Below are 15,676 nucleotides of genomic sequence, written 5' to 3'. Positions count from 1 at the left end.
CGTGGCATGGAATTTGTGTTTCACGTTGTTCCCCTTTTTCTTAGGATTGGTAAGCACGGGATGAAACCATAATCGCGCCAGCCGGAGGCGAAAGCAGAGATTTCTTATTGATCCATAAGCGTCACTGATCTTTCACAAAGGCTGCATCAGGCGTATAGAAACGCTATCAAACTGGTGCGATAGATCATGAGAAACCTCGATAGCGATGCCTTGGCTGCGTTTCTTGCCGTAGCGGAAACCGGGAGCTTCACTGCCGCAGCCGAGAGGCTTGGCCGCACGCAGGCTGCCGTCAGCATGGCCGTCGCGAAGTGGGAGGAGCGGCTCGATCTGCGCCTCTTTGAGCGCGCGCATCGACGCGTTTCACTAACCCCGACGGGACAGCGGCTCTTAGGCTATGCGCGCAGGATCCGCGCGATCGAGGACGAGGCGCTTGCGATGCTTCTCGAAGGACGAAACGAAAGCCGGGTTCGGCTCGGCATGCCGGACGACTACCTCACCCTTTTCGGCACCGCCCTTTTGGATCGTTTCGTGCCTCGCCATCCGAATGTCAGCCTCGATCTTCGGCACGATTTTTCGCATCGGCTGGAACAGATGGTGGAATCGCGCGACCTAGATGTCGCGATCGTGACGCAGAGCGTTTCCGAGCCCAAGGGGGAGATCATTCGCGAGGAGCGCCAGGTCTGGTGTTGCGGCCCAAACCGGTCGCCGGAGACGGCCACCAATCTTCACCTTGCACTTTTTCCCGATGGCTGCCGCGCGCGACCCCAGATACTTGCGGCATTGGACCAGCAGGCCCGAAACTGGCGTATCGTTTACTCCTCGTCGGACATCGCAGGCATTCGCTTGGCAGTTGCTTCGGGAGATGTTCTGACAGTGCTGCCGGAAAGCGCGGTTCCGGTCGATTGGCGCCGCCTCGGCGAAGGAGACGGCCTGCCCACACTCCCTCTGCTGCGCCTTGCCATGATTCTGCCGATGCAACCGCGTCTTCCTGTTCGCCAGCTTGCATCATTCCTAAGGTCGGAATTTCAACTCACTGCTGAACGGCTCCAGGCATCTTAGGCTGGCAGCCCCGAAGTGACGGCGTGATCGGCTGTCCTGCTTCCATTAAGAGCGTTATTTTGGATTTTTCGCCGGAAAGCGCGTCGTTCGATAGGAATGAACGTAACGGTGGGCACAGACGAAAGGTGGTCGTCTGTGCTAGCGTGATGCATTACAAGTACAATTGCCGTAATTGGCCAATCGCATGGTGTGGTCTGCAGGGTCGAAGACGATGGTTGTCTGAGGAAGGTCGTCGCGACACTAGAGATTATCCAATGGGCCAAATAGCTCGCCCAGCCTGATTGCGACATTTTTCAGCGCCCTGGCAATGATCGTCGACATGCCAACAGCTCAAGTGAACTGCTGCACAAATTCCTCGACCGGAACGACGGCCGGCTGTCGCAGAGAGCACGCACGAAGGAGTTCGCTGCATTGGACGACGTCGAGGTCGAACGGATCGAGGCGCTCTATGCCGACGCATTCGAGCGAGGCCGGGCCTGACCACCGCTTTTGCGTCTTTGTCCCCCAACCAAAAGAGATCTAGTTGCCCCATCCTCTGCTTTAAAGCAGTCCGCCATACGACAACGATGTTCGCTACATATGTCCCCATGCCGCGCGAGCTTGTTTGCAGTCGAGCCTACGATGGCGGCAATTGCGGCTTCTTGATCCGGATTCCATAGCCATCGGCGTCTTCCAGAATGAATTCTATACCAGCATCTTCGATGCACCTGCCTTATGCCGTCCAGAGTGCCATTTCGTAATTGGTCTCCTCGTTCCAACCGACTTATTGTCTGGGTTGAAACATTTGCTGCCTGCGCAAGTTTCGACCCTCACATCACGACGAAAAATCCCGATCGTCGACAGAAAGCCTCGATCTCACGCTCGAAGCGATCAATCGCATCGCAGGCCCACGGCTCGTATGATCCAGCAACGGCGCGAGTATCGAGCCGGCTGCGCAATCTGATCATTTCCATGTGCCACCAGCTTAAAAATCCCATCGCATTGCTTTCGAACCAAGACCGGACCCTGCGACTTCATATCAGCGCTAACCTCTCCCGTTGTCCATCTATAAGAACTTCGAAATTTAGCGGACATAGTCGGTGTTGCAAAATTGCCAACCTCGGGGGTTGAACATGCATTGCTGTACAGGACAGGGACGACCGAAGTCATCGATTCGACTCGGGACGTTTCCATCATGCAGTCCCAAGCGATTTTCATCAGACCAGAGGACGAAGGCGCTGACATTGCAAGATGTCGCGCAAGGACGCCATTCGCGAAACGACCGCCACGATTGAAGTCAAAGAAAAGCCCCACCGGAGTGAGGCTAAATTGATGCTGCTCCGGGAAATATTAGAGCTGCGACGCGTGTTTAATGCAGATGAGCGAAAGCCGGAAGATCACATTCTTTCGAACCGGTACGCTTGCGGAAAGTTTCACCCGCCGGAACCTGGGGCACCTGCGTCTGCTCTCTCGCAAACCGCACGGCAACGTTGGCTGGAGCATAGGCTCTTCCATTTCAGGGAGCTCGTCGATGTTCAATGGCCGTCACTTCGACCGATCTGTAATCCTGCTGTGCGCACGTTGGTGTCTGGCTTACAATCTTAGCCTGCGTGATCTGGAAGAGATGATGGCCGAGCGCGGATTCACGTCGACCACTCCACGGTTCATCGCTGGATCGTCCGCCGATCCATGGCTATTACGCTCATCTCCGCGAGAGACAAACCTTTCCACCGATGTGAGCTGCCGGAAATCCTCTATCCAATATCGTGCGACCGTGGTTCCGGCTTCCGATGACACCGAAGATCCGTTCTTGACTTCGATCAAAGTGGCTTCCTTCTCGGCGCGGTAGGCTTCTGCGTGTTCAATGGAGAAAACGTGTCATGCAGAAACAAGTTCTAAAGTCTGCTTTCGAGCTTCCGATGGCGTCATTCCTGGCCTTGAGCGATGACAACAACCCGACTGGGTCCGCATTGAAGATACCGACAACGATAGCGAAAACATTGCTTCGCTATCAGGTCGAAGGCCTATCATTCCTTCAACACCGTTTTCAGCGCGACATCAAGCTGATGGATGACGTCATAGCTGCGGAAAAAACCAATGATACCCTGGATGTCATCGGCGACTATTGGCGCGATGCGGTTTCGGACTATGCGAAAGAAATCAGCAAAACCCTGGCGATCAACGCGCGATTTGCGTCCGATACCGCCGGCATCGTGCGAGAAGAGGCCAAAAACGCTTAACACTGCAACCGTGAGCGCGGTCACGCGCCAGGGAGTGCCCTCGCCTCCTTAACCACCGGTAATTCCGCAATCTTCTTGCCCGCTGATGGCTAGAAAATAGCAGCGGGATGCCAATGGAAAGTACCCGACGTTTGGTCGATCACGAAATTGGCGGGCGGCACGCTCAACTCAGCATCCATCGATGGCTCCGAGATTGTCGCGCTTCTCGAGGCCGGTTTTGCGCCCACGCCGGTTTTCTTGATTTCCAAAATTTCTATCTCAAAGAAGGAACGTTCGCATGTCACGCTTGTCAACTACTTGTCTGATGACCATCGCACTTCTGGCGTCACCGGCTGTCAGCTTCGCTCAAGAAGCGCCATCGGCTACGATTGCATTCTCTGGTGGCAGTGTCGCCGCTGGCGTTGGATATACGTGGGGCAACGGAACTCTGTTGTTCAAAGGCAAGCCCTATCCCTTCACCGTTTCGGGACTGAGCGTTGTTGACATCGGCATTGATCGCATTGATGGCGCCGGAACAGTCTACAATCTGAAGAATCCCGCCGACGCCGCGGGCACTTATTTCGCCGCTGGCGCCGGCGCGACGATCGCCGGCGGTGGCTCGGTGGCGGTGCTCGAAAACCAAAACGGGGTCATCGTCCATTTTCATTCAAAAACGTCGGGCCTGAAGCTCAACCTTGCCGCAAGCGGCATTGTTGTAACGCTGAAATAAACAACCTCCTGGATTGCATTTTCTCGCGCCACGCACGCAAGGAAGCTGGACGAAACCGGTGCTCGTGGTCGGATTCCAATGGTGTCTGATCCGCAGCCGGATTGATGCTGGTCCAGAGCAAACAAGCAAAGGCGACGTGAGCGCTTGATATTTGCGGCCCGGCTGGTTCAACAAGATTAGAGGGATCCATGAATCGTATCGCACTTGTCACGGGGGGTGTCACAGGAATAGGTGCCGCCACAAGCCTGGCGCTGAAGGCGGCCGGCTATCGGGTTTGTGTCAACTATCTCGGCAATGAAGCAGGGGCCGAGGCCTTCGGTCGGTCAAACGGAATTCCGACATTCGCCTGGGATGTCGCCGATTTCGATGCCTGCGCACACGGCGTTGCTGAGGTTGCCGCCAAGCTGGGTCCGGTCGAAATACTCGTCAACAATGCGGGAATTACGCGAGATTCCATGCTGCACAAGATGACTAAGGAGCAATGGCGTTCTGTCATCGATATCGATCTGGGTGGATGCTTCAACATGTGCCGAGCCGTGATCGAGAGCATGCGCGAGCGAAATTTTGGACGTATTGTGAACATCAGTTCGGTCAACGGCCTCATGGGCCAGGCGGGGCAGACCAATTACGCAGCGGCCAAAGCAGGAATGATCGGCTTCACCAAAGCACTGGCGCTTGAGAGTGCCCCGCGCGGTATCACGGTCAACGCGATTGCACCGGGCTACACGAAGACCGACATGGTCGCGACCGTGCGACCCGATATCCTGAAGATGATCGTCGATGCGGTTCCAGCCAGACGGCTGGCTCTACCCGAGGAAATCGCGCGCGGCGCCATTTTTCTCGTCTCGGACAAGGCCGGCTTCATTACCGGCGAAACACTGTCAATCAACGGCGGTAGATATATGTCGTAGCGTAACGCGGGAAATCTCATCTCCCAGGATTGCCCGATTACTCGCCCCTTTCCGGGAGGTAACAGACTCAGATTCGGAAAGCTGCCCCACACTTTGCGACGAAACCGCGTGAGAACGAAGGAAGATGGTTCATTCGCCGCGAAAGGAAATGTTGCTATGAACACACTCCCAATGAAAGCCACAGAAGCTCAGTTCCTCGCGCCGTCGGAACCCGACATGAGCAATCCGTTTCTGGGTGAAAGCTTCCGCGCAATCGATCTTATGACAAGTGCGTCGATCGCCCGCGCGACATTTGGGTTTTCACCGACCGCTTTCTGGCTCGCCTTCGCCGATTGGGGGGCGCATCTCGCCGCAGCGCCGGGTAAGCGAACGGAACTCGCCGTAAAGGCGGACCAGAAGTCGATGCGTCTCCTCACTCACATGCTACAGTCCATCCTAGATCCCGACACACCCTGGTGCATCGAGCCACTCCCGGGCGACGAGCGTTTTCAGGATGAAGCCTGGCAGCGTTGGCCCCATCGCTTCTGGGCGCAGGCGTTCCTTTTGACCCAGCAATGGTGGCACAACGCCACGCACGATGTCACGGGCGTCTCCCAGCATCATGAGGACGTCGTGTCGTTTGCGATACGGCAATGGCTCGACATGGCATCGCCGGCCAATATGCTGTGGGCCAATCCCGAAACGATCCAGCGCACAATGGAGACCGGCGGTCTAAATCTATTGTTTGGCGCACGAAACTTGGCCGAAGATTGTCACCGCCTCCTGATGGGACAGCCTCCAGTCGGGACGGAAGATTTCGTGGTCGGGCGGAACGTCGCGGTGACACGTGGAAAAATCGTCTTCCGCAACCATCTGATCGAATTAATACAATATTCAGCAGCGACAAACGCCGTTCAAGCCGAGCCAGTACTCATCGTGCCGGCCTGGATCATGAAATATTACATCCTCGATCTTTCGCCGGCCAACTCCCTGGTCCGCTTCCTCGTGGAACGCGGCCACACCGTTTTTTGCATTTCCTGGCGCAATGTGACGGCGGAAGATCGCGATCTCTCGCTCGATGATTATCGCAGGTTCGGGGTGATGGCGGCACTCGACGCAGTCGCGGCTATCGTTCCCGATCGTAAGATTCACGCAGCCGGCTACTGTTTGGGCGGAACGATACTGACCTTAGCGGCAGCGGCCATGGCGCAGGACGGCGACCATCGTCTTGCCTCGGTGACGCTCTTTGCCGCACAGACCGACTTCACCGAGCCGGGTGAACTGCAACTTTTCATCGACGACAGTCAAATCGCCTTTATAGAGGCCATGATGTGGCAGCATGGCACACTCGAGGCCTCGCAAATGTCTAGCGCTTTCCAGATGCTCCGGTCCAACGACCTGATCTGGTCCCGCATGATCCACGAATATCTGATGGGTGAACGCGAGCCGCTGAATGATCTGATGGCGTGGAATGCCGATGCCACCCGCATGCCGTACCAAATGCAGTCCGACTATCTGCGCAACCTTTTTCTTCATAACGACCTTGCTTCCGGCCGCTATATGGTTGATGGCCAACCTGCCGTCATCCAGAACATTCGTGTTCCAATCTTCGCCGTGGGCACGGAACGTGACCATGTCGCCCCTTGGCGCTCGGTCCATAAGATCCACTATCTCACCGATACCGACGTCACCTTCGTTTTGACGAGCGGTGGTCACAACGCGGGTATTGTCAGCGAGCCAGGCCATCGCGGCCGGCATTTCCGAATGCTGGAGAAAAAGCCAGACGACCCCTGCCTTAGCGCGGATGAATGGTACTCGGTTGCGCCGGTTTGCGACGGATCTTGGTGGCCTGCCTGGGAGGCGTGGCTGTCGGCGCAGACAAATAGCGAACCCGTCGCGCCGCCCACCATGGGCGCTCCGATCAAGGGCTACCCTCCGCTTTGCGATGCGCCTGGTAGCTACGTGATGCAGCGTTGAGCCGGCCCATGACCGATTTCCTCCCATATAACCGTTACGAACACTTCATCGCCAGGGGCCGGGCCGCGCCTGCGCTGCGGACGGCCGTCGTGCACTCCTGTAGCCCGGAGGCGATCCTGGCGGTGTGGAGGTGCGCGACGAGGGCCTGATCTCCCGCTGCTGATAGGACCAAATGCAAAGATTCGCGCCGCGGCGACCAACGCCGGCATATCGCTCGACGGGGTCGAGATCGAGACGACGGCACACAGCCATGCCGCTGCCGCGCGAGCAGTCGAACTTGCAGCGCAAGGTAAGGTCGATGCGCGGATGAAAGGTCGTCTACACAGCAATGAACTCCGATGATGCGCTGGCAGTCGCGTCTCGCGAGCCCTGTGGATCGACCATCGTTACCAAGGAAGGCAAACTGGTCTACCAACCGGATCTGCCGTAGGGTGGCAAAGCTCAATGCGACGCCGCCTCCTCTCGGGTAACGCGCTTTTCATGCTCAATCGATCTGTTGTGTCTTTCATCGGAGAATTCTCATGAACCTCGAACTCAACGGTAAACTGGCTCTCGTTACCGGCAGCACCGCCGGCATCGGTCATGCAATCGCGGCAACTCTTGTTCGTGAGGGCGCCCATGTCATCGTCAATGGACGAACCCAAGATGCCGTCGATCGCACGGTCGCCGAACTTGTCGCGATTGGAAGCGGTCGCGTTGACGGATTTGCCGGCGATCTCGGAACTGAAGCAGCCGCCGATGCGATTACGAAACTCTTTCCAAATGTCGAGATCCTGATCAACAATCTCGGCATCTTCGAACCCAAGCCGTTCGAAGAGATCCCGGATGCTGACTGGCGGCATTTCTTCGATGTCAACGTGCTTTCAGGTGTTCGTCTCGCCCGTCTTTATCTGCCCGCGATGCGCCAGCGTAACTGGGGCCGCATCATCTTTATATCGAGCGAAAGCGGCGTGCATATTCCTGCCGAGATGGTGCACTACGGCGTGACCAAGGCGGCCCAGATCGCAGCGGCGCGCGGTATCGCCGAATCCGTTGCTGGCACCGCGATCACGGTCAACAGCGTGTTGCCAGGTCCAACGAAGTCGCGCGGCGTCATCGATTTTGTCGCCGCGTTGCCCGGATCCGAAGGGAAGACTTTCGCGCAATTCGAGACCGAGTTCTTCGAGAAAATCCGACCAACTTCACTGATCAAACGCTTCACGACGCCTGAGGAAATCGCAACCATGGTTGCCTATGTGGCAAGCCCGCTATCCTCGGCCACCAATGGCGCGGCACTGCGGGTCGATGGCGGCGTTGTGAAGAGCGCGTTCTGATTGTCACGGGAGAGAACGCCGTCCACTCGCGTAAATTCGGGGGGCGGCAACAAAGCTGTTCCTGAGGTTAATTAAAAGACGGCACGATCATCTTTGCCGATCGACGTCCGGGTGAGGAGAGGCTCCGGCCGGCACATGTCGACGGTTTCCCGCCCCTTGCATCCGAAGCCTTGACTCTATCCGCGCCATGCCTGCGTGACTATAAACGCAGGTGAGGCTCTTGTTGGGATTTTAACCGGCGATCACTCCGTTGCCTCAGAAGAACAAACTGCGGATGAGCAGCGCTGAGTGCGTTCAATTTCTAGGAATCCTTCAGAAAATGGAAGTCGCACCACCAGAACGGATCTCCAAAAACAGCCATTTTGGCCACGTCAGCCAACAGCTATTTGTCGCTCTCATCGGCATCGGAAACTAATGCCGGTTCGCAACCTATGTTCGTCCCATGTCAGCGAACAAGCGTCTAAACTGTTCAGAACTGACAGAATTCATTTCCCTTTCCTCGCTCGAAAAGGAACGTGGACTCGCATAGTGCGTGGAAAACGCGCCAATGAACTTTCCGGAATGGCCGAATATCGGTGTTGTCTGGATCGCTCGAATACCGATCCTGCGAGTCCAGTCTCTTAAAGAAGCAAACCCATCGGCACTCTCGATATCTTCAACGAAGACGGATGCTTGTAAAATGCGAGCGGCATCGCAGGTCGTCGCCTCTCCGTTCCGCACCCTTGCAAACTGTTCGACGGAAGAGCGATCAAAATTGTGGTGGGCAATAAGGCAGAGATGAGCCGTGTCGATATCCAACAGCTGCAAACTTCCAAAGTTGGCGCCCCGGGCCATGACAACGCGATCGAGACATCTTTCGGCGTTAGCCCCGGCGGAATCCGAAATACCGAGATGCGGACAGGTTTGTGACCAAATATTCTCCAGCCAGTATAATTCATTGCGCGCTTGAGCGAGCAGTTGCTCAAACATCGAGCGCTCATGATCGTCCAAGCCTTCGCTAAGCAGGCGCTCGAAGCGCTCGATATTCTGCCGAACGATGAAGCGTCGCATCCGCCCCTCACATAGTCTTTGCAGAAGGCTAAATTAGCTTAACCTCCAAATCTTCGCATGTACAGCTGAGAACAGCTTTTGATTTCGGAATCATTGGAGGTATTTCTACTTTTGCTTGTTTCAGCAAGAGGAATGTAAATACCAAGATCTAGCGCTTATGCGTCTGGATATCGTCGTAATGATCGATCGATGGCTGGATGGCCGTATCAATCGATATCGGATACGCCATCGCTTCCGGATTGGCCGACCGGAGGCTCTCACGCCACATAATCGTGGCCCGCCTGCGCGGAGTTACTGCGGCGCAGCGGAGCACAGCCATTCTGGCACAGCCTTCGTAACCGTGGATACCCAGCCGGCGTGCCGTAGATGCATCGCTCTTGGAGATGAGATCGATCTCACGACGTTTTGGAGGCGATAGCCGCCACGTCCACTCTATGACCTTTGCGCCAGATCAATGTCCAGACTGTCTCGCGATGGCAGAGTTGGAGCACAGAAGGAGTATGGTGCATGGATGGCTCAATCGAAGCGCGACCGCTACTGCGTGAGGTATCCGCTCCGGCGACAACGCCGAAGGCGCGGAAACGCCGGGTGCTTTGGCCTTGGTTGCTGGCAAGCATGACGGTCGTGTCGGCGTTTGCATTCATCGTTGTCTGGCAGCGCATCGGAAAACCTATAACTCAGTCCTTCGAGATCGCCCTCGTGACTAAAGGTGACGTGGTACGGCAGGTGACAGCAACCGGAACAGTCAATCCGGAACTCACCATCATCGTCGGCAGCTATGTATCCGGCCCGATCACGGAGATCCGCTGCGACTACAATACCGTGGTCAAGGCGGGACAGGTGTGTGCGACTATCGACCCCCGCCCCTACCAGACCACAGTCAATCAGGACTCTGCAAATCTGTCGGTCGCCAATGCTCAGATGAGCAAAGATAAGGCCAATTTGGATTATGCGCAATTGAACTATGAAAGGAGCCGCCGTCTCATAGAGCCTCAAGCAGTCTCTCAGGACACCGTCGATATCGCCAAAAACCTTGCCGAGCAGGCCGAAGCGCAGGTGGCCCTTGACCAGGCGGTAATCGAGCAGCGCAAAGCCGAGCTTGCCGCCGCGCAGATCAATCTCGACTATACGAACATACGCTCACCCGTTAATGGCGTCGTAGTTTCCCGCAATGTGAGCCAGGGCCAAACTGTGGCCGCGAGCTTCCAGACCCCCACACTTTTCCTCATCGCCACCGATCTAACCAGAATGCAGGTGGATACCAACATCAGCGAAAGCGATATCGGGGCTATCCGAGAGGGCGAGCCGGTCACTTTCAGTGTCGATGCCTTTCCGGCGCGAGCCTTTGAAGGTAAAGTCAAACAAGTTCGGCAATCGCCGCAAACCGTTCAAAATATCGTCACTTTCGATGCGGTCGTCGGCGTCGACAACGCGGATCTTGCCCTGAAACCGGGTATGACCGCGTCGCTGAGCATTGTTACCGATCATCAGACGAGCGTCCTTCGCGTTCCCAACCAGGCTCTGCGGTTCCAGCCAAGAGAGGGCTCGATTCCATCCACAACACCCTACCCCGCAGATATGAAGGCGGCACATGTATGGGTGCAGCGCAGCGGTGTGCTGACCCTGGTGCCCGTAAGAACAGGTATAAGCGACCAGTCCTTCACCGCGATCGAGGCGGGCGACCTGTCCGTCGGTGACAAGGTCATCGTCGGACAAAGTACATCATCGAATTCGTCGGCTCTCTCCCGCCTCCTCAGATTGTAAAGGCGGTTCTGCCATGACATTTCAGGAAACTCAGCCCGTTATAGAATTGAAGGATGTCACAAGAACTTTTGTGGTCGGCGGCACGGAGGTCAAGGCGATCCGCGGGGTCAATATCAAGGTCGAGCGGGGCGAATTCATTGCGATCGTAGGGTCGTCAGGTTCAGGAAAATCCACATTGATATCGATTCTCGGCTGTCTCGATCGCCCAAGCAGCGGTAGCTATCTTTTTGAGGGCGTCGATGTCGCGAAACTTACAGAACCGGCTCTCGCCGCTATTCGAAGCGAACGACTCGGTTTCGTCTTTCAGAGCTTCAACCTGTTGCCGCGTACGAGTGCCCTCGAAAATGTTCGCCTGCCGCTCTACTATGCCAAAGCTGGCACGGTCGACGGTGCCGGTGCGGTAGAACACGCGCGCGCTTCGCTTGCTCGCTTGGGGCTTGGAGATCGCGAACGCAACACGCCCGGTCAGCTATCCGGCGGCCAGCAGCAGCGGGTCGCCATAGCGCGCGCTTTGATCAACTCTCCTCATCTGCTTCTGGCGGACGAACCAACGGGAAACCTCGACACGAAGACCTCGCATGAGATCATGGAAGTCCTTGTCGCTCTCAATCGCCACCAAGGCGTAACCATAGTGCTGATCACGCACGAAGCGGACATCGCCGCCTATGCCGATCGTATCGTAACCATGCGCGACGGCCAGATCGTTGCGGATGAACGAAAGATCGAACGTAACCGGGCCAATGTGTCTCCAGTGGCGAGCGCCGACAATGATGGCAGAGTGCGATCGGAATCCAGTGGCGGCCTCGCCTTCGGGCTTATGGCGCTCGGTGCAGCGGGGCAGGCTATCCGTCGCAACAAGATGCGATCGATACTGACGATGCTGGGCGTCTTCATCGGCGTGGCGGCGCTTATCGTGATGGTGGCAGTCGGACAAGGTGCAAACAACGCCGTTGCGAGACAAATCGAGAGCCTTGGAACGAATGTCGTGGTGGTTCTGCCAGGAGCGCTCACAAGCGGTGGCGCGCGGATAGGATATGGCAGCGCAAGCACGCTGACCGTTGCGGATGCCAGGGCGATCGGAGAGGATACAGCTGTCGCGAATATCGGCTATCTCATCCGCCAGCAGGGCCAGGCCGAATATGGCAGCAAAAATTGGACAACGAATATTCAGGGGGTCAGCGAAGCCTATCCGGCCATCACCAATTGGCATATCGCCGCCGGCGCGCCGATAAGCGGCGAAGACGAACGCAATGGCGATCTGGTCGCCGTCATCGGTCAGACGGTTTATCGTCAGCTGTTCGCTACGACCGAAAATCCGATCGGAGCGACGATCAGAATTCGGAATGTTCCGATGCGAGTCGTTGGCCTGCTGGCGGGCAAAGGCCAGTCGGCAATGGGACAAGATCAAGACGATGTTGTCATGATCCCGTTTACGACCGCCGAACGACGCGTACTGGGTGTTGCAGCACCGAGCCAGGTGCAAACGCCCAACAACTGGGTCTATTTGCCGGCACCGAATCCCTACAATCTGCAACCCCGCCTGACGGGATTTGCCAATATGCTGTTCGTTCAGGCAAAGAGCGCCGACCAGGTACCCGAGGCGGTCAAAGACATTAACGATATTCTGACGCGACGCCACAACATCAAGGCGACCCAAAACAAGGATTTCGATGTCCGTAACCTCAGCCAATTCGCGGAGGCGGCTAAAAGCAGCAGCCGGATTATGGCCCTCCTGCTTGCGGTCGTCGCATCGATCTCTCTTCTTGTCGGCGGAATCGGCATTATGAATATTCTGCTGGTATCGGTGACGGAACGAACTCGGGAGATTGGTCTGCGCATGGCGATCGGTGCCCGGCGCCTACATGTTCTATTGCAGTTTCTGGCCGAAGCGATCTTTCTCAGCGTCAGTGGCGGCATTGCCGGAATTGTCATGGGCATTGCTGTTTCCCTGGTGATTTCACAGGTCTTCAACTGGCCGGCGCCACTTTCGGTGGCCGCAATGACAGGAGGTTTTCTGTTCTCGGCAATGGTCGGAGTCTTCTTTGGTTATTATCCGGCCCATAAGGCAGCCAATCTCGATCCCATCGAGGCGCTCCGGTACGAATGAGCGTGTTGCGAGCAGGGGGCATCGTTCGTCACGCTATCTCGCAGCTTATGGCATCTGTTCCGTACGCAGCCGGCTTATCGCTGAAGCAGACACCGATTGGATTTGACCAAACGCAATGATTGGCTCCTGAAGACACGATAAGTTTTATTTGTTGCATGAAGGAGAAGCGATATGAAGCAGCGTCGCTGGCAGGACCATATTGTGTTCATCATTGGCATGTGGCTAATTGCCTCGCCATGGGTATTCGGGAGCTACGGCCCCGATTCCTTTCCAATTGGCGCGCCCGCTTGGAATTTTCTTGTCTGCGGCCTCGTCGTCGCAGCTCTGGGAGGAGCGGCCTACGCGTCATACCATCTTTGGGAGGATCGAGCCGATATCCTGCTTGGCGGCTGGCTTATCGTCTCACCCTGGGCTCTTCGATATACTGAGAATCCCCTCTTTACATGGAATGCTCTTATCTCAGGCCTGCTGCTCATCATACTTGCGGCATGGGTATTGCTCGGCAGGCACTCCCCAACTCCATTACCATAATCTCGCATTTCTGATCCTCGAAACGCAGGCCGCAGGTGCCTCGATCGAGGCCAGTTCGATCTCGTCGCTGCCCTAGTCTCCTATCCCATGGGCTTTTTGTCTGATCGGATCAGCCGCCGTGATGTTCTGCTCGCGGCGTTCGCCGTGTTCTTTGTCGCTTATGCGGGGTTTGCGCTCACGGTCAATGTCGTCATCGTGGCCGTAGTGTTCGTCTGCTATGGCGCCTATCGGGGTACCTTCCGTGCCGCTGGAAAGGCGCTCGCTTCTAGCCTCGTACCCCGGGAACTGCGCGCCGGCGGCATCGGTTGGTACAATTCCCTGGTTGGGCTCACTCAACTCATTGCCAGGTCATCGCCGGTCTGCTTTGGGATCACCTTGGCCGTCAGGCCGTGTTCATCTATGGAGCAGTTTTCGCAGTGGTCGGCATCATTGCGCTCCTGATACTTGTGCCCGCAGAATGCCGGAACTAATTCCCGCGAACAAACGCCACAACGACCACGCGTGGAGCAACACAGTATAAGAGCTTGACCCGATGGCCTGTCGTCGTCACTGCAAGACCTGCGTTGAGGTCCACCGCGATATCCTCATAGCCCAATATCTCGCGATCAAGCGGATACACCGCCTTATAGACTGCTTCCTTGGCTGAAAAGAGAATACGACCGGTAAGGTCTTGATTTAGTGCTTCTGTCGTATCTGCAGGGGTTGTAACTAACGCGAAAATGTCGTGTGGGAGGGGCTGGGCGGGCTCGACATCGATACCGAGAGAGCCGATGTGGGAAACAGGCGCCACCGCCGCTACTGCCATTTCGTTGTCGTGAGCCAACGAACCCGTCATCCCGTCGGGCCAGACCGGCGCGCCTGATGACGTACGCAGGACAGCGAAGTCGTTTAAGCCAATGTCCCACAGCAGACCGTGTGCGATCCACCGGGCCGCGCCGCTGGCCCGCCGGATGGCCGGGTGGCGTGCCGGGATGGCCCGTGCTTCCTCCGGCAGCAAGTGGGCCTCATCCTCATCGCGTATCTTCCGGCATCCAATCCGAACGCCTTTCGGTGCAATGGCAGCCATCGCCTCCAAAAGTGCTATTTCCTCGGGCAGGGTTGGCGGAGCGTAGGGCGGGCGTGTCATGGATTGTCCGCCCGTGCAGATAGGACCAGGTCGGCGATCATTTCCCCGTCCTCGTCGAGTCCCTCTTCAACGAAGCCGGCAGCGCGATAGAGGTGTCGCGCGCCTTTATTCTCAGGGCCATAGCAGATCGAAACGTGCCTGATGTGGCCGAGCCTTCCGATTTCCGCCAGCACTTCGCGCAACGCGGCCTTGCCGTAACCTCTACCCTGGTAGGCGCGGTCGATCATGAAGCGGTAGATTCGCGCCTCGCAATCGTCCGCCGGCGCCTCGTACATCAGAAACCCGACAATACGATCCCCCAACATGATAGCGCGCGGCTGCGCGTCCACATCGTCATTGGCTTCTTCCAGAGAGTCCGAATTGCTCGCGACGAAATCCACCTGCTCTTGAGCAAGCTCCAAGGACGTCACCAACGCCCGGTTTGCCTCGGTCATCGGAGCGAGACGGATTTCTGCCGTCTGCGGGGATCGATCAGTCAAGGCGTTACCTCCTGGGCAATCTTCAAGATGCAGCTGTCTCCACTGCGTCCTCGGGCTCGACACACCGGATGGCAGCGGGATATTCAGGCGGATTTCCTGGCGCCGTCCCTTAGCAAGGTGCGGAAATAGCGTTAATTTTTCAGCCGATCCTCGCTAGATGGCTCGAAGACGAGCCTTGACGATGCTTTTTCAGCGGCCCTTTCGGCGTGCTTGATAGTAATCCACCGTCTTTGGGCGGATTACGGGCGCGATCATGCCGTCGCCAGCAGCTTTGGTAGCCTCACCAAATTATAAGCGGTGGCCGTCAGGGTGAACATCCAGCCGACGCGATCCTTTCCGCGGTGGCGGGTCTTGCGCATTCCGCCGCTGGTCTTGGCCCAGCCGAACACTTCTTCGATACGCTTGCGAATGCGCTGACTAACGGCATAGCCGGAGTGATGGGTGGTGCGACC

General features: G+C 56.8%; 14 protein-coding genes and 1 pseudogene. 11 read left to right on the top strand and 4 right to left on the bottom strand.

Annotated features, from left to right (window positions below; all coding sequences use genetic code 11):
* The first annotated feature begins 186 nt into the window (after nucleotides 1-186).
* The 7 genes and pseudogenes from GA0061101_RS24440 (at nucleotide 187) to GA0061101_RS24405 (ending at nucleotide 8,167) form a co-directional block, all read left to right on the top strand.
* The gene (locus GA0061101_RS24440; RefSeq protein WP_047555620.1) at nucleotides 187-1,059 is read left to right on the top strand and encodes a LysR family transcriptional regulator; all 873 of its coding nucleotides are present in this window, start codon (nucleotides 187-189) and stop codon (nucleotides 1,057-1,059) included.
* 1,510 nt (nucleotides 1,060-2,569) lie between these two features.
* Nucleotides 2,570-2,727, top strand: a pseudogene (locus GA0061101_RS24430) (IS6 family transposase); the annotation flags it as partial.
* A gap of 191 nt (nucleotides 2,728-2,918) precedes the next feature.
* The gene (locus tag GA0061101_RS24425; protein ID WP_037191205.1) at nucleotides 2,919-3,278 is read left to right on the top strand and encodes a hypothetical protein; all 360 of its coding nucleotides are present in this window, start codon (nucleotides 2,919-2,921) and stop codon (nucleotides 3,276-3,278) included.
* Between the two features lie 277 nt (nucleotides 3,279-3,555).
* Nucleotides 3,556-3,987 carry a hypothetical protein gene (locus GA0061101_RS24420; RefSeq protein ID WP_141694117.1) on the top strand — a complete coding sequence of 144 codons (432 nt, stop codon included), beginning with the start codon at nucleotides 3,556-3,558 and terminating at the stop codon, nucleotides 3,985-3,987.
* 188 nt (nucleotides 3,988-4,175) lie between these two features.
* Complete coding sequence (phbB, locus tag GA0061101_RS24415) at nucleotides 4,176-4,898, top strand: acetoacetyl-CoA reductase (RefSeq protein ID WP_037191213.1); 723 nt, start codon at nucleotides 4,176-4,178, stop codon at nucleotides 4,896-4,898.
* Nucleotides 4,899-5,114: 216 nt separating this feature from the next.
* Nucleotides 5,115-6,854, top strand: a complete 1,740-nt coding sequence (locus GA0061101_RS24410; RefSeq protein WP_245297566.1) for a PHA/PHB synthase family protein — start codon at nucleotides 5,115-5,117, stop codon at nucleotides 6,852-6,854.
* A 521-nt stretch (nucleotides 6,855-7,375) separates the two neighbouring features.
* The gene (locus GA0061101_RS24405; RefSeq protein WP_037191218.1) at nucleotides 7,376-8,167 is read left to right on the top strand and encodes an SDR family NAD(P)-dependent oxidoreductase; all 792 of its coding nucleotides are present in this window, start codon (nucleotides 7,376-7,378) and stop codon (nucleotides 8,165-8,167) included.
* Nucleotides 8,168-8,596: 429 nt separating this feature from the next.
* On the opposite strand, the gene GA0061101_RS24400 is transcribed toward GA0061101_RS24405, so the two are convergent.
* Entirely contained in the window at nucleotides 8,597-9,217 is a 621-nt protein-coding gene (locus GA0061101_RS24400) for a GAF domain-containing protein (RefSeq protein ID WP_047639784.1), read from the bottom strand.
* 507 nt (nucleotides 9,218-9,724) lie between these two features.
* On the opposite strand from GA0061101_RS24400, the gene GA0061101_RS24395 reads away from it, so the two are divergent.
* From GA0061101_RS24395 to GA0061101_RS24380, 4 genes are all read left to right on the top strand, one after another.
* On the top strand, nucleotides 9,725-10,981 hold the full coding sequence (locus GA0061101_RS24395; protein WP_245297564.1) for an efflux RND transporter periplasmic adaptor subunit: 1,257 nt from the start codon (nucleotides 9,725-9,727) through the stop codon (nucleotides 10,979-10,981).
* Between the two features lie 13 nt (nucleotides 10,982-10,994).
* The gene (locus GA0061101_RS24390; protein WP_092575253.1) at nucleotides 10,995-13,088 is read left to right on the top strand and encodes an ABC transporter permease; all 2,094 of its coding nucleotides are present in this window, start codon (nucleotides 10,995-10,997) and stop codon (nucleotides 13,086-13,088) included.
* A gap of 171 nt (nucleotides 13,089-13,259) precedes the next feature.
* Nucleotides 13,260-13,619, top strand: a complete 360-nt coding sequence (locus GA0061101_RS24385; protein ID WP_081999604.1) for an SPW repeat protein — start codon at nucleotides 13,260-13,262, stop codon at nucleotides 13,617-13,619.
* 6 nt (nucleotides 13,620-13,625) lie between these two features.
* Nucleotides 13,626-14,060, top strand: a complete 435-nt coding sequence (locus GA0061101_RS24380; protein ID WP_280951441.1) for an MFS transporter — start codon at nucleotides 13,626-13,628, stop codon at nucleotides 14,058-14,060.
* A 25-nt stretch (nucleotides 14,061-14,085) separates the two neighbouring features.
* On the opposite strand, the gene GA0061101_RS24375 is transcribed toward GA0061101_RS24380, so the two are convergent.
* From GA0061101_RS24375 to GA0061101_RS24365, 3 genes are all read right to left on the bottom strand, one after another.
* Nucleotides 14,086-14,745, bottom strand: a complete 660-nt coding sequence (locus GA0061101_RS24375; protein WP_092575248.1) for a 4'-phosphopantetheinyl transferase family protein — start codon at nucleotides 14,743-14,745, stop codon at nucleotides 14,086-14,088.
* Entirely contained in the window at nucleotides 14,742-15,179 is a 438-nt protein-coding gene (locus GA0061101_RS24370) for a GNAT family N-acetyltransferase (protein WP_092575246.1), read from the bottom strand. The genes GA0061101_RS24375 and GA0061101_RS24370 overlap by 4 nt, the downstream gene beginning before the upstream one ends.
* 296 nt (nucleotides 15,180-15,475) lie before the next feature.
* Nucleotides 15,476-15,676 (bottom strand): transposase (locus GA0061101_RS24365; protein ID WP_141694116.1); only part of this gene is annotated, 201 nt, incomplete at its 5' end.

The sequence above is a fragment of the Martinezella lusitana genome, assembly GCF_900094565.1.
In the GTDB taxonomy this organism is placed as follows: Bacteria; Pseudomonadota; Alphaproteobacteria; order Rhizobiales; family Rhizobiaceae; genus Rhizobium; species Rhizobium lusitanum.
This window is presented reverse-complemented; position numbering and strand designations above follow the sequence as displayed.